Source organism: Marinobacter shengliensis, from assembly GCF_003007715.1.
Lineage (GTDB): Bacteria > Pseudomonadota > Gammaproteobacteria > Pseudomonadales > Oleiphilaceae > Marinobacter > Marinobacter shengliensis.
On the sequence record NZ_PXNO01000019.1, the window covers coordinates 132,103 to 145,382 of the forward strand.

Below are 13,280 nucleotides of genomic sequence, written 5' to 3' on the forward strand. Positions count from 1 at the left end.
CCCGGTTGCGGCTATAGCTCAGTCATTATATGCTCACGCCGATTACATTCAATGTTAACCTGATTAACATGCCATGAGCACTACCACTTATGACTAAGGAAAACCGAACAGCCCGATTGACGCTACTGATCGATCCGGAGAAGAAAGCGGTCTTTGAGGAACTGTGCAAAGCAGAGGATGTCACTCCGTCACAGAAAGTCCGCCAGTTTATCCGCGAATACGTCGAGCAGAGACTGGGCGAAGACTGGCGCGAACGGCGCACCGACAAACCTGACTGAGCATCGCCGATGGCCTCACCCGAACGCTTTCGCCTCCCTGTTCTGGCGCTCAGCCTGGCGCTAACGACCGGTTGTGCCCAGCTACCCAAACCGTCCGGCACAGAGCCCGCGCAACCACAAACCCTGTATGACAGCGTACTGGTCGACAGCCATTCAAGCCAGCCAGTCACCATCGACAACCTGGCACGAGCACTGACCAGCACCGATGTGGTGGTGATTGGCGAGTATCATGGCCACCAGGCCTCGCACCTCCTGCAGGCCCAATTGCAACAACGGCTTTACCAACAGCGTCCGCGCCAGGTGTTGACCCTGGAGCAGTTCAACCTGGATTATCAGCCGGCGCTGGACAGTTATCTGGCGGGCATCACCGGCGAAACCGAAATGATCGAAGACGCCAATGCCTGGGACAACTACCGGGCTTCTTACCGGCCGCTGGTGGAATTTGCCCGGCGCCATGATCTTCCCGTTGTTGCCGCCAATGCCCCTGCCGATGTGGTTCGCTGCGTGGGCCGCACCGGCCCGGACTACCTCGAGCGCTTGCCCACCGACCAGCGGCAAACGCTGCCTGAGCAGCCCTTCCGGGACACGCCGGCCTACCGGGAAAAGTTTGTCGAGGCCATCAGCGGCAGCCACGGCCAGGGCGATCCCTCCATGGCCGAGCGCATGGATAACACCTACAACGCCCAACTACTGCGCGACAACACCATGGCCATGCGCATCCTGCAAGCCCATCAACAACACCCGGACCACCAGGTAGTGCACCTGACCGGCACCTTCCACAGTGAGCAGGGGCTGGGCACCGTGGCGTTGCTCAAACAACAGGCGCCGGAGCTTTCTGTGGTGGTGATCAGTCCAGTGTTCTGGCCAAACGAGGAACGACAAGCACCGTTTGCCGACAACCTCGACAAGGGCGATTACCTGTATCTGATCCAACCCTTGCCGCCGGAATTCCGGGACACGGATCGGCGGCAGAACGCCATGCGGGAACGTTTTAGCAGTGGACCAGCGGTCCAGTGCATCACAGAATAGGCACGTTGATTCACACAAGGGACTGAACCATGAAAGTTGTTGTTGCCATTATCCTGGGCATAAGCCTGATTCTCTCTGCGTCGTTATTGAAAGAAGGGCTCACCGGCCTGAAAACGTCGGATCGATACGTCACCGTCAAAGGCGTTGCCGAGCGGGAGGTGCAGGCCGATCTGGCACTCTGGCCGATCCGATTTGTCGCCACGGGCAACACCCTGGAACAAGCGCAGGAAAAAGCACGCAGTAGCCGCGAAGCCATCTATGCGTTTCTGGAGTTACAGGCGATCGACAAGAACGCCGTTGAGCTGCAACGGCTGGATGTCACCGACACTCGCGCCAACCCCTATCAGGGCGAGGGCGAACAGAAGTTCATCATCAACCAGACCTTGATGGTACGCAGCACCCAGATAGACCGCATTCGCCAGGCGGCCCAGAACGTCAGTGAACTGGTGGATTCCGGCGTACTGCTGACCACCGACTACGGCCCCGGCGGCCCCACTTACCTGTTCAGTGGCCTGAACGATATCAAGCCAGCGATGATTGCCGAAGCCACCGCCGCCGCGCGGGAAGCTGCCCAGCAGTTCGCCCGGGATGCCAACGCCAGTGTTGGCGGTTTGCGCCGGGCCAATCAGGGGGTGTTCCAGATTCTGGCCCGGGACCAGGCACCGGGGATTTCTGAGCAACAGCAGCCCGTGAAAACGGTACGCGTTGTATCGACCGTCGACTATTACCTCGAGTAACGTCCGCCTACTGGGTTTGAACCATCTCGTCCGTCACCTGATAATCACCGGCCAGCCAGCGCAGAATCTCGTTGGCGGCCGGGTGATCAAAGGCATCGTAGGTGTGGATCAGTGCCTGCTTCTTTTCATCACTGATCCGCTCCAGCCCGGCATCCTGCAGCACCAGCAGATCGGTTTGTAGCTGATTGGCAAGGTCTACCCCCAACAGTTCCCGGGCGGCATGATGAAACGCCTGGCCATACTGATAGTTCGGCCCCTGCCGGTAAGATTCCGCCAGAGTGAGCGCGGGTATCGCCGTCAACGCCGGCTGTAATGCCGGATTGATGGCGTGGCCGGCCAGATGTGCTGCATTGTTCGCCGGGCGGCCGGTAAAGGCCCGCAGGTGCAGATGCCGGGACATCCGGTCACCATCATTCACCGGGTAGTTATCCCACAGCACCGGTTTGCGGCCCAGGCGGTCCCCAACACGCTTCAGGTGCCCTGGCGAGATTTCCCGGGAACAGACTTCCTCTCCGGTCCAGAACACCCTGACCTCTTTCGGCAACTCGGCGCCCAGGGTTTCCAGATAGTCCGCCGGGCGTTCGCCGAACACCCGGTCCAGCACCGAGTCGTCGGAATAGTAGGTAGGGCACATGCTGATGGTGGTGGCCTTGGAGTTATCCCGAATCCAGCGGACAATCTCCGCCTGGGTGCCGGCCAGCTCCGGCACTTCAGAGCGCATGTCATCAAACAGGATGGCCAGCTCCTGAATACCCGCCTTGTCGAGCATCCGGAGCTTGGCCGCCAGTGCCTCCCGGGCGGCATCGTCAAACCGGTTGAAAATCTCGAACGGGCTCAGGCCTACCCCGAAACGTACGCCATCGCGCCGGCACAACCGGGCAAAGGATTCCAGCTCGGCGGCCTGGTCTGCCGGATGGGGTTCCTGCCAGCGACGGCGCAGGTAGGGGTCCGCCTTCGGGGCATACAGGTAAAAGCTGTAGCCATGGGCGGCCAGCGAGGTCATCAGGCGCCCCCGCTCTGCCCAACTCCACATTGGACCATAGAAACCTTCGATAACACCCAGCTCAACTGTCATGACCTGCTCGCTCCCTGATTACTGCGTTCTCTCTTCGTATCCTCAAGTGTACTCCGGATCGGGCGAATCACCATGAACGAAACGTCAGTGGCCGGCAAGGCAATCGTATACTCCGGCGATAGGCGACTGACGGCGGGCAGGATAGACTGTCCGCTCGCTCACAACGGAACCCGGCTGATCATGCCAGATGCCCAAAATCGCCTGACCGCCCTGGACGCACTACGTGGACTTGCGGCTCTGGGCGTTGTCCTGTTCCATTACCTGCCCTATTACGACCGGCTGTATGACCACTCTTTCAGCAGTCCCGGCTTCCTGGATTTCGGGCGCTACGGTGTGCACCTATTTTTCATGCTCAGCGGCTTCGTCATTTTCATGACCCTGGAACGCACGCGCACTTCCGGTCAATTCGCCCTGGCGCGCGCCTTCCGACTTCTACCCGCCTTGTGGGCAGGCATTGCGCTCACCTATCTGATGGTCCACTGGCTCGGGCCGGAGGATCGTATGGTTAGCTTCGATGCGGCACTGATGAACCTGACGCTGTTGCATGAGTACCTGGGCTACCCCCACGTTGACGGCGCCTACTGGAGCCTGGTGATTGAAGCGACCTTCTACGTGTGGATTGCCTTGCTGTTCTATGGCCTGGGCGATTGGCGCAGGATTCGGACGGTACTCTGGGCCTGGGTGCTGATCAGTTATGCCGGTGTCATCTGGTGGAAGGCCATTCCGGACGCCCTGGATTTTCTGCTGAAAGATTTGCTCTTTGTTCGCTACGCGCCACTGTTTATCAGCGGCATGTTGATCTACCGGGCCTATCGCGACCGCCGCTTGCCCGCCCTCGATATCGCCCTGCTGGCCTTGAGCATCGGCCATTGCCTGGTCGCCTACAAAGCACCATTCAGTATCTTCGTGCTGGCCTGCTACGGCATTTTCGCACTGGCGGTCGCCGGCTACCTGAATGGGCTGTCACGCCCCAGCCTGCTCTGGCTGGGAAGCATTTCCTATACGTTGTACCTGGTTCATCAGAACATTGGCTATGGGCTGATCGACCTGACCTATCAGGCGGGCCTTCCGGGACAACTGGGGGTAGCGCTGGCACTGGCTGTGGCGATTGCCCTGGCCGCTGTCCTGCACTACGGCATCGAGAAGCCCGCCCTGGCTTATTACCGGCAATGGCGCGCCAAGCGGCCGACACCGACAGCACGCACCGTCATTGCGACGGAGCGCCCTCAAGAATGATTTCGACGCGGCGATTACGGGAACGCCCCTGCTCGGTATCGTTACGGAACAGCGGCCGGGTGTCTGCGTAGCCCGCGGCCTGCAAGCGATTTCGAGGTACGCCGGCATTCTCAAACAGGCGCACCACGCTGCCGGCCCGGGCTGACGACAGCTCCCAGTTGGAAGGAAAACGCGAGGTTTGTATCGGCAGGCTATCGGTATGGCCGGCAACGGTAACCTGATAATCGGAGTCCGCCAGCAGTGGTAACAGATTCTCAAGCTGGCGTACTCCCTCTGTCGACAGAACCGCTTCGCCGGAGCCAAACAAAATATCGTTACTGATCCGGAAACGGACGCCATCCTGTTGCGGTATCACCGTAATGTCATCCCCCAGGCCAGCCGCCTCCAGGGTCGCTCTTGCTCGATCGGCAAAGGCCTCAGGCTCACTGCCTGCCGGGGTTTGTTCTGTTGCTGATTCCAGGCCCGTTATGGCCGGCTCAATCACCGCTGGGGTAAGGGTCATCCGTTTGTCAGAAACCCCCGAAGGGCCACCAGACAAAGCCAGCATAACCACAAACATCACCAGCAACAGAGTAATCACATCCAGGTAAGTGATCAGCCAGCTTTCTTCCTCGGTGCTGTGGGTCAGCGGGATGCGAAGGCAATCGGCCCGTTTTGCGACACCGGAGGTAGCGTGGTCCAGATCAGACATCGGCTGTGCCACCCGCAGCCATAACCCCGCGCGAATCACGGATTTCGTCTTCGTAGCTGGCCACAAAAGACTTCAAGGTTTCCCTCATCAACGACGGACTGCGCTTTTTGCACATCATGGAAATCCCCTGCATCACCATTCGCATCAGGATAATGCGCTGTTCGGTGCGGCGTTCCAGTTTGACCGCCACCGGCTTGAAGATCAGGTTCGCCAACAGAATGCCGTAAAAGGTGGTCATCAGTGCTATGGCCAGCTGCTGGCCGATCACTGTCATGTTGCCATCCCCCAGCAGGAACATCATATTGATCAGTCCCACCAGGGTTCCGATCATGCCAAAAGCGGGGGCAAAGCTGGCCATCACCCGAAACAGCTGGGCTTCGGCATGCTCCCGGGCGCGCAGCCGGGCCACCCGCCACTCCAGAAAATCCATGATGTCCTCTTCCGGGTTCAACTCAATCACCAGCTGCACGCCGGAACGCAGGAACGGATTGCGAACATGCTCCAGCTCCCGTTCCACCTGGGGCAGTTTGCCATCAATCCACAACCGGGAAATCCGCACCAGTTCGTCGATGTCTTGCTGGGTATAGAGTTTTTCGTTTCGAACCACCGTGCCCAGCAACTTGAAAACCCTCAGAACCTCTTTCAGTGGAAAGGAAATAAACGTCGCCGCCAGGGTACCCCCGATCACAATCGCCAGGCCGGGCAGATTGAGAAACAGCATCGGGTCCTGTGCCGACCACACCAGCACACTGGCCAGTACCGCCAGACCGGCAACCATGCCGATAAGAGTAGAGGGGTTCATTTACATCTCCGCATGACACACATCATCACCAACCCGGTCTAGACTGATAGGATAGAAAGACAAAGGCAATCCAAATTCTGATCGGAGTATAACAACATGGAAATCAAAACCTTTGCCGACCTGATCGACTGGACCCGGCAACTGCACGCCCATTTGGGCCGCTGCCTGCACGAATCGGCCGCCCTGAACAAAGACGAACGGGCCAGTGCCCTGCTTGATTACATAAGTCGTCACGAGCAACTGCTGGCAAAAGCCGTGGAAGAATACGAAAAGCAGGCCGATTCGAAAGCCATGAACACCCGCCTTTACGACTATGGCGTGCACAAACCTATCGAGAATGAACGCACCTGCGACACGCACTACAACGATCTGGATTTTGCCGGCATTGCGCGGGAAATTTTCGATTTCCACGATCAGGTAATGAACCTGTATGACAACCTGATCGGTAAAGCCGAGATTCCCGAGGCCAAAACCCTGCTGGAAGACCTGAAATCCCTCGAGGAACACGAGGCCATGCGCATGGCCAGCCAGATCGGCCGCATGCAGGATGTGTGAACTTCTCACCTCCCAACGACCTTAGACCTATGTCGTACATAGGTTATTTTTTGCTGTAGAACGGCCGCGGTAGTTGCTAATCTGAACTAGACTGTCCGGACGGTGGTTTCCTACAGGGAACCGGGTCCATCGAAAACGACAAATACAATAAAACCAGAGGATAGAAGAGCAATGAAGATCCGTTCTGTTCTTTCCGCGGCTGTGCTGGCTGTGGCAACTACCTTTGCCGCCACTCAGGCGCTCGCCCAAGACACCTTCACCCTCAAACTTGCAGAAACCTGGGGACCTAACTTTCCGATATTTGGAGATGCCACCAAAAGCATGGCCCAGATGGCGGAAAAAATGTCCAACGGCCGGCTGAAAATCCGGATCGATTCTGCCAACAAGCACAAGGCCCCGCTCGGCGTTTTTGACATGGTCAAAGCCGGTCAGTACGACATGGGTCACTCTGCCTCCTATTACTGGAAAGGCAAGGTACCCAACACACTATTCTTCACCAGCATGCCCTTTGGCATGACAGCCCTTGAGCAATACGCCTGGTTCTATTATGGCGATGGCATGGACCTGATGCAGGAGGTGTACGAACCTCACAACATGCTGTCCTTCCCCGGCGGCAACACAGGCAACCAGATGGGCGGCTGGTTCCGCAAGGAAATCAAATCACTGGACGACCTGAAAGGTCTGAAAATGCGTATTCCAGGCTTTGCCGGAGAGGTGTTTGCGGAAGTAGGCGTTAACCCCACCAATATCGCTCCCGGCGAACTCTATACAGCCCTTGAGCGCAACACCATCGACGCCCTGGAGTGGGTAGGTCCAGCACTCGATCTCCGTCTGGGCTTCCACCAGATCGCGGACTATTACTACACTGGCTGGCATGAGCCTGCCACCGAACTGCAGTTCCTGATCAACAAGCGTGTCTGGGAGCGGCTGCCAGCAGACCTGCAGGAAATCCTGCGCGTTGCCATGCGCACCGCGGCCTACGATATGCTGATTCATTCTCAGCATGAAAACGCCAAGGCGTGGGCTAACATCAAGCAAGACTACCCCAACGTACAGATCAAGAATTTCCCAGACGATGTTTTCCAGGCCATGTATGACGCCAATCAGAAATTGCTCAAGGAAGCCGCCGGCAACAATGAGCAGGCTGCGCGTATCGTAAAGTCTCTTGAGGACTACCAACGGGATTCCCGAGCGTACACTCGCATTTCTGATAACGCCTATCTCAATACCATGGCTGAAATCGAGTAAAATTGAGGCCTTCAAGTAACAGAGCCGGGATCGCTCAACGCAGTGATCCCGGTTTTTTCGTTTCACAGATACGCATCCGCTTTGCGGAGGACGAAGTTCCATGTACTGGATAATCAAACTCGACAAGAGCCTGGCCTGGCTCTCGAAACTGTGCGGCGTGATTGCCTGCCTGGCCATGATCCTGATGGCCGTGAACGTTTTCTACGATGTCGTTGCCCGTTACGTCTTCAACGATGTGTCCATCGCCATGCAGGAAATGGAATGGCATCTGTATTCCGTGGTTTTTCTGCTGGGTATTCCCTACGCCCTGCGCACGGATGGCCACGTTCGGGTAGACGTGTTCTATACCCGCTGGAGTAACAAGACCAAGGCCTGGGTCAATATTCTGGGTGCGCTGATTTTTGTCATTCCCTTTGCCTACCTGATCGGCCGTTACGGTTACAGCTTCGCCCTGGATTCCTACCAGATGGGCGAAGGCAGTGGTGACCCAGGTGGCCTGCCTCACCGCTGGGTGATCAAAGCGGTGATACCATTGAGTGCCGTATTCATGGCCACCGCCGGCCTGAATATGGTGACCTATGCCATTCGGGTGCTGGCAGGCGAGAAGGAATACGTGGGCGAGCATAGCGCGGGAGGCCTGGCATGATCGGTATGATTATGTTCGGCGTGGCCCTGATCATGCTGATGTTCGGTTTCCCCGTGGCCTTTACATTTGGTGGTGTGGCCCTGGTGTTCGGTATCTATGCCGAGGGCATGGATCTGTTTGCCTTCATGCCGTACCGCATCATGAGCGTGATGCAGAATACGGTTCTGATGGCGGTGCCCTTGTTCATTTTTATGGGGGTGGTGCTGCAACGCACCAAATTGGCTGAGCAACTGCTCACCTCCATGGGTCGCTTGTTTGGCGGCTTGCCGGGTGGTTTGGCCATTTCCACCATTCTTGTGGGCGCGCTGCTGGCCGCTTCGACCGGCGTGGTTGGCGCCAGCGTAGTGGCCATGGGCCTGATATCACTCCCGGTCATGCTTGCGCACAAATACGACAAACGGCTGGCAACCGGCACGATTTGCGCTTCTGGCACCCTGGGGCAGATAGTTCCCCCCTCCATCATTCTGATCATTCTAGGTGATGTACTGGGGCTGCCCGTTGGCGACCTGTTCAGGGCTGCCGTGGGACCTGGTGTGCTTCTTATCGGCCTGTACATTGTTTACATACTTATCCTTACCCGGTTAAAGCCGCAGACCGCACCTGCAATGCCCAAGGATGACGACAGCATTAGCCGGGGCAAAGAGATACGCGATGCCCTGCTGGCAATTATCCCTCCGCTTGCATTAATCATCGTGGTGCTTGGCTCCATCTTCACCGGCATTGCCACCCCCACTGAGTCTTCAGCCCTGGGCGGTATCGGCGCGGTGGTACTGGCGCTGATCTACCGACAGTTCTCGTTCAAGATGGTCTGGGATGCGGCAAAGGACACGGTCAGCGTGACCGCCATGGTCTTTGCCATTCTGATTGGGGCCACGGCATTCTCGATGGTGTTCAGTTACACCGGTGGCGACTACCTGCTTGAAGAGTGGCTGCTGATGCTGCCGGGCGAGCAGTGGGGCTTCATCATTCTGGCCATGCTGGTCATCCTGATTCTCGGCTTCTTCATCGACTTCGTGGAGATTTCGTTCATCATCGTGCCCATCCTGGCGCCGGTGGCGGAAGCGCTGGGCATCAACATGCTGTGGTTTGCCATTCTGGTGGCCATGAACCTGCAAACCAGTTTCCTGACACCACCCTTCGGGTTCTCACTGTTCTACCTTAAAGGGGTGGCACCACCGAATGTCCGAACGATCGATATCTACAAAGGCATTGTGCCATTCATACTGATCCAGATTCTGGTGCTGGCGCTGATCGTCATCTTCCCGGAATGGTTCGGCATGAGCTCCACCTACTGAGCTTTCAGGCAGGGTCGGGTATGCAACCCGCCCCTGCCTCCTGTCCTTTTTGCCCCCAAACCTGACAAACCCTGATCATTTTCTATACTAAGTCAGAAACGCGACTCTCAGTGATGCATTCGGGAAAACGCCGGAGAATTAACGCGAAGGGAGAGAAGTTTCATGGCACAGGGCACAGCTCCAAAGACGGACTATTCTGACAGCAACACCAAAGCACATGTTCTTAGCCTGCCATTGGAAAACAGTCAGGCTGATCGCGAACCACACAGCTATGAACGCTGGCTGATCGCCAAGTTGATGCGAATGGCCGGCTCACCCGCCATACGCTTCCAGCTATGGAATGGCGAGGTCATCGAGCCAGAGCAAGGGCCCGCCCGCTTCACCCTGCACCTGAAGGATCACAAGGCACTCTACTCCCTCGTTGCCAACCCCAACCTCGCCTTCGGCGATCTGTACAGCGCTGGCCGCCTGGAGATCGATGGCGACCTGCCTGATCTGATGGAAAGCCTTTACCGATCAGTCCACGCCGCCCGACAGAAATGGCCAAAATGGCTGGATGCGCTTTGGAAGAATCACAACCCCAGAGCAACCGGCATTTCCGAGGCCAAGGAAAACATTCATCACCACTACGACCTGGGCAACGAGTTTTACCAGCTCTGGCTGGACAGCGCAGAAATGCAGTACACCTGTGCCTATTACGAACACCCCGGTAACACACTGGAGCAGGCACAACTGGCCAAGCTGGAGCACGTGTGCCGGAAGCTGCGCCTGAAGCCCGGCATGACGGTGGTGGAAGCCGGCTGTGGCTGGGGCGGCCTGGCCCGTTACATGGCCCGCAACTACGGCGTGAAAGTTCACTCCTACAACATATCCCGTGAGCAACTGGCATACGCCCAGGCCGAATCTGAACGCCAGGGGCTCGATGGTCTTATTACCTATGTGGAGGACGACTACCGCAACATCACCGGCCAGTATGACGCATTCGTCTCGGTTGGCATGCTGGAGCACGTTGGCAAAGAAAACTATCGAGCCCTGTCGGAGCTGATCAAGCGCAGCCTGAAACCCAACGGCATAGCTCTGCTCCACAGCATCGGGCGCAACCGGCCCATGCTGATGAATGCCTGGATAGAGAAGCGGATCTTTCCCGGCGCCTACCCTCCCAGTATCGGCGAGTTTATGGAAATCTGTGAGCACGGCGACTTCTCGGTGCTGGATGTGGAGAACCTGCGGCTGCACTATGCCCAGACCCTGAGCCACTGGACGGAGCGCTTCGAGGCCAATGCCGAGCGCGTGACCGAGATGTACGACGAACACTTCACCCGCGCCTGGCGGCTTTATCTGGCGGGCTCGATTGCGGCATTCCGGGCCGGGTCGCTGCAGCTGTTCCAGGTGGTGTTCACCCATGGTGATAACAATCAGTTGCCCCAGAGCCGGCAGGACCTGTATGCCTTCCCAGCAACACCGGAGGGCAGTTGATGGAATACTACGACGCGATTATCGTAGGTGCCGGCCCCGCCGGTTCCACCCTGGCACGCAGTTTGGAGGAGGCCGGGAAGAATGTGCTGGTCATCGACAAAGCCGACTTCCCGCGTGATAAAACCTGCGCCGGCTGGGTAACGCCGGCCGTGATGGACAGCCTGGACATCGATCCGGACGATTACGGCCATGGCCGGACCCTGCAGCCCATTCGTCGTTTCCGCATCGGCATGATGGACCAGCCTGCGGTGGAAAATGATCACCAGGGTATCGTCAGCTACGGCATCCGCCGTTGTGAGTTCGATGCCTTTCTGCTGAACCGTGCAACCTGTGCCAAACAACTGGGCACAACGGTCAAATCCATCGTGCGCAGCAACGGCAACTGGACCATCAACGAACAATGGCAGGCTCCGCTATTAGTCGGTGCCGGGGGACACTTCTGCCCGGTTGCCAAGCTGCTGGGCAATGGCCCCGGCAAACACGAAACGGTGGTGGCCGCCAAGGAAGTCGAATTCGAGATGACACCGGAACAGGCCAGCACCTGCGAAGCCCGGGGGGATACCCCGGAGCTCTGGTTCTGCCGGGATCTCAAGGGTTATGCCTGGGTATTCCGCAAAGGTAATTTCCTGAACATTGGCCTGGGGCGGGAAGACAACCACAGGCTAACGGATCACCTGGAAGCATTTGTGGATGATATGAAGCAGGAAGGGCGAATCCCTGCGGACATGCCAGGCCGGTTCAAGGGTCATGCCTATCTGTTGTACGCCCATGCCGATCGGCCACTGGTAGACGACGGCGTACTACTGATCGGAGATGCAGCGGGCCTGGCTTACACCCAGAGCGGTGAGGGTATCCGCCCTGCCATTGAATCTGCCTTGATGGCGGCCGACGTGATTCTTCACGCCCCCGACTTTTCTGCCGCCGCGCTACAGCGCTACGGTGAGCGCATTGCAGAACGCTTTGGCAACCGTGCCAGTGAACCGGCAGCTGGCTGGGAACTACCGGAATGGCTGAAGCAGCCCCTCGCCAGCACATTGATGCGCTCGCACTGGTTTACCCGAAAGGTAGTGACCGAAAAATGGTTCCTGCACCAGGATGTGCCGCCACTTAAAGCCGTCGGCTGAAACGCAAAAAGCCGGGCCCTTGCGGGGCCCGGCGAAGTGACGCTACATGAAATGGGTATTACATGGAGAAGTTGTGCTCGAAACCGATACCGAAAGTGGTGTCGTCTTTAGCACCCTTGTCCGCTTCAACATTGGCGTAGTAACCGAACACTTTGCTGCTCTTGCCAACCTTGTAGTCTGCGCCGACAGCCATCAGGGTCAGGTCGTCATCAGACGTATCCAGATCAGTCATACCGTACTGGGCTTTCAGCTTCCAGCGGTCCAGCTTGACGGCTGCACTGACGATGTAGGTGGTGTCTTCATAGTCCATGCCACCGATGGAATCGCTGTTCTCGGACTGCTGGAACAGGGCGCCGAGTTCAAAGTTCTGGATGTTGGCTTTGGCGGCGATGTGGAAGGCATCAACCAGAGTTGAGCTGCCCAGGTCGTTCAGGGTAGTGCTCACTTCTGAGTCATAACCGATAGAAGCGTAGATAGAGCCGTTGTCGAATACCAGAGAGGAAGAGATGCTGTCGGCAACGCCGTCACGATCAGTACCAGCGGCCTCACCCGGGATCAGTGCCAGGTTCACACTGAAGGCATCAGCCAGCTTCGGAGTGGTGTACTGAACGATGTTGTTGGCGCGAACGTCGCCACGAACGATCTTGTTGATATCACCTTCCAGGTCGCCGAACTGATCAATCTTGCCCTGGGACACCTTGAACGGGGTGTCGAATTTACCAGCTTTCAGAGTACCCAGCTGCTTGTGCTGGAAACCACCGAAGATATTACGCTGGCTGAAAGTCTGGCCACTGTTGTCGCCATCGTCTACGGCGATCTGGAATTCAGCCTGGTAGATCGCTTTCAGGTTCTCAACGTCAAGGTCCAGATCACCCTTGACACCGATGCGTGAAGAGTTGCTCTGCAGACGCCATGCGTCGTCGGTGCCATTATCAAAGTTTTCGTAAGAAACGTTCACTTTACCGTAAACAGTCGGGCCCTTGTCAGCCATCGCCACAGACGGCGCGACAACCATGGAACCGATAGCCAGTGCCAGCAATTGCTTTTTCATTACGTTCTTCTCCATCAGTGATCATTCTTGATCGGTG

The 13,280-nt window shown here is 57.4% G+C and carries 14 protein-coding genes; 10 read left to right on the forward strand and 4 right to left on the reverse strand.

Features of this window, described 5'->3' with window-relative positions:
• The first annotated feature begins 89 nt into the window (after positions 1 to 89).
• From C7H10_RS04370 to C7H10_RS04380, 3 genes are read left to right on the forward strand one after another with little or no spacing between them, the layout of a single operon-like run.
• On the forward strand, positions 90 to 278 hold the full coding sequence (locus C7H10_RS04370; RefSeq protein ID WP_072676199.1) for a CopG family transcriptional regulator: 189 nt from the start codon (positions 90 to 92) through the stop codon (positions 276 to 278).
• 9 nt (positions 279 to 287) lie between these two features.
• Positions 288 to 1,307 carry a ChaN family lipoprotein gene (locus C7H10_RS04375; protein WP_106693900.1) on the forward strand — a complete coding sequence of 340 codons (1,020 nt, stop codon included), beginning with the start codon at positions 288 to 290 and terminating at the stop codon, positions 1,305 to 1,307.
• A 29-nt stretch (positions 1,308 to 1,336) separates the two neighbouring features.
• Entirely contained in the window at positions 1,337 to 2,044 is a 708-nt protein-coding gene (locus C7H10_RS04380; RefSeq protein WP_106693901.1) for an SIMPL domain-containing protein, read from the forward strand.
• A gap of 7 nt (positions 2,045 to 2,051) precedes the next feature.
• Here the strand turns inward: C7H10_RS04380 and C7H10_RS04385 are convergent, their stop codons facing one another.
• Entirely contained in the window at positions 2,052 to 3,119 is a 1,068-nt protein-coding gene (locus C7H10_RS04385) for a beta-N-acetylglucosaminidase domain-containing protein (RefSeq protein WP_106693902.1), read from the reverse strand.
• Positions 3,120 to 3,191: 72 nt separating this feature from the next.
• On the opposite strand from C7H10_RS04385, the gene C7H10_RS04390 reads away from it, so the two are divergent.
• Positions 3,192 to 4,355, forward strand: a complete 1,164-nt coding sequence (locus tag C7H10_RS04390) for an acyltransferase family protein (protein ID WP_244178177.1) — start codon at positions 3,192 to 3,194, stop codon at positions 4,353 to 4,355.
• Here the strand turns inward: C7H10_RS04390 and C7H10_RS04395 are convergent.
• On the reverse strand, positions 4,327 to 5,046 hold the full coding sequence (locus tag C7H10_RS04395; RefSeq protein ID WP_106693904.1) for an OmpA/MotB family protein: 720 nt from the start codon (positions 5,044 to 5,046) through the stop codon (positions 4,327 to 4,329). The two genes, C7H10_RS04390 and C7H10_RS04395, sit on opposite strands and share 29 nt — an antisense overlap.
• Positions 5,039 to 5,848, reverse strand: a complete 810-nt coding sequence (locus C7H10_RS04400; protein WP_106693905.1) for a motility protein A — start codon at positions 5,846 to 5,848, stop codon at positions 5,039 to 5,041. The genes C7H10_RS04395 and C7H10_RS04400 overlap by 8 nt, the downstream gene beginning before the upstream one ends.
• A gap of 96 nt (positions 5,849 to 5,944) precedes the next feature.
• Here C7H10_RS04400 and C7H10_RS04405 point away from each other — a divergent pair, with 96 nt between their 5' ends.
• From C7H10_RS04405 to C7H10_RS04430, 6 genes are all read left to right on the forward strand, one after another.
• Positions 5,945 to 6,403, forward strand: a complete 459-nt coding sequence (locus tag C7H10_RS04405; protein ID WP_106693906.1) for an ATPase — start codon at positions 5,945 to 5,947, stop codon at positions 6,401 to 6,403.
• A gap of 171 nt (positions 6,404 to 6,574) precedes the next feature.
• Complete coding sequence (locus tag C7H10_RS04410) at positions 6,575 to 7,651, forward strand: TRAP transporter substrate-binding protein (RefSeq protein WP_061330748.1); 1,077 nt, start codon at positions 6,575 to 6,577, stop codon at positions 7,649 to 7,651.
• Between the two features lie 100 nt (positions 7,652 to 7,751).
• A complete protein-coding gene (locus C7H10_RS04415) occupies positions 7,752 to 8,297 on the forward strand; it encodes a TRAP transporter small permease subunit (RefSeq protein ID WP_106693907.1) in 546 nt (181 codons plus the stop codon).
• Positions 8,294 to 9,592 carry a TRAP transporter large permease gene (locus C7H10_RS04420; protein WP_061330750.1) on the forward strand — a complete coding sequence of 433 codons (1,299 nt, stop codon included), beginning with the start codon at positions 8,294 to 8,296 and terminating at the stop codon, positions 9,590 to 9,592. Before C7H10_RS04415 ends, C7H10_RS04420 begins: the two co-directional genes overlap by 4 nt.
• A 162-nt stretch (positions 9,593 to 9,754) precedes the next feature.
• A complete protein-coding gene (locus C7H10_RS04425) occupies positions 9,755 to 11,068 on the forward strand; it encodes an SAM-dependent methyltransferase (protein ID WP_106693908.1) in 1,314 nt (437 codons plus the stop codon).
• Positions 11,068 to 12,192 carry an NAD(P)/FAD-dependent oxidoreductase gene (locus C7H10_RS04430; protein WP_106693909.1) on the forward strand — a complete coding sequence of 375 codons (1,125 nt, stop codon included), beginning with the start codon at positions 11,068 to 11,070 and terminating at the stop codon, positions 12,190 to 12,192. The genes C7H10_RS04425 and C7H10_RS04430 overlap by 1 nt, the downstream gene beginning before the upstream one ends.
• A 58-nt stretch (positions 12,193 to 12,250) precedes the next feature.
• Here C7H10_RS04430 and C7H10_RS04435 read toward each other — a convergent pair whose 3' ends face one another.
• Entirely contained in the window at positions 12,251 to 13,258 is a 1,008-nt protein-coding gene (locus tag C7H10_RS04435; RefSeq protein ID WP_244178178.1) for a porin, read from the reverse strand.
• Between the last annotated feature and the right edge of the window lie 22 nt (positions 13,259 to 13,280).

Excerpts from the sequence above, each read along its gene's own strand:
- C7H10_RS04435 (WP_244178178.1), bottom strand. The coding sequence starts at position 13,258 with ATGGAGAAGAACGTAATGAAAAAGCAATTGCTGGCACTGGCTATCGGT.
- C7H10_RS04375 (WP_106693900.1), top strand. The coding sequence starts at position 288 with ATGGCCTCACCCGAACGCTTTCGCCTCCCTGTTCTGGCGCTCAGCCTG.
- C7H10_RS04395 (WP_106693904.1), bottom strand. The coding sequence starts at position 5,046 with ATGTCTGATCTGGACCACGCTACCTCCGGTGTCGCAAAACGGGCCGAT.
- C7H10_RS04410 (WP_061330748.1), top strand. The coding sequence starts at position 6,575 with ATGAAGATCCGTTCTGTTCTTTCCGCGGCTGTGCTGGCTGTGGCAACT.
- C7H10_RS04430 (WP_106693909.1), top strand. The coding sequence starts at position 11,068 with ATGGAATACTACGACGCGATTATCGTAGGTGCCGGCCCCGCCGGTTCC.
- C7H10_RS04400 (WP_106693905.1), bottom strand. The coding sequence starts at position 5,848 with ATGAACCCCTCTACTCTTATCGGCATGGTTGCCGGTCTGGCGGTACTG.
- C7H10_RS04385 (WP_106693902.1), bottom strand. The coding sequence starts at position 3,119 with ATGACAGTTGAGCTGGGTGTTATCGAAGGTTTCTATGGTCCAATGTGG.
- C7H10_RS04425 (WP_106693908.1), top strand. The coding sequence starts at position 9,755 with ATGGCACAGGGCACAGCTCCAAAGACGGACTATTCTGACAGCAACACC.
- C7H10_RS04390 (WP_244178177.1), top strand. The coding sequence starts at position 3,192 with ATGAACGAAACGTCAGTGGCCGGCAAGGCAATCGTATACTCCGGCGAT.
- C7H10_RS04415 (WP_106693907.1), top strand. The coding sequence starts at position 7,752 with ATGTACTGGATAATCAAACTCGACAAGAGCCTGGCCTGGCTCTCGAAA.
- C7H10_RS04380 (WP_106693901.1), top strand. The coding sequence starts at position 1,337 with ATGAAAGTTGTTGTTGCCATTATCCTGGGCATAAGCCTGATTCTCTCT.
- C7H10_RS04405 (WP_106693906.1), top strand. The coding sequence starts at position 5,945 with ATGGAAATCAAAACCTTTGCCGACCTGATCGACTGGACCCGGCAACTG.
- C7H10_RS04370 (WP_072676199.1), top strand. The coding sequence starts at position 90 with ATGACTAAGGAAAACCGAACAGCCCGATTGACGCTACTGATCGATCCG.
- C7H10_RS04420 (WP_061330750.1), top strand. The coding sequence starts at position 8,294 with ATGATCGGTATGATTATGTTCGGCGTGGCCCTGATCATGCTGATGTTC.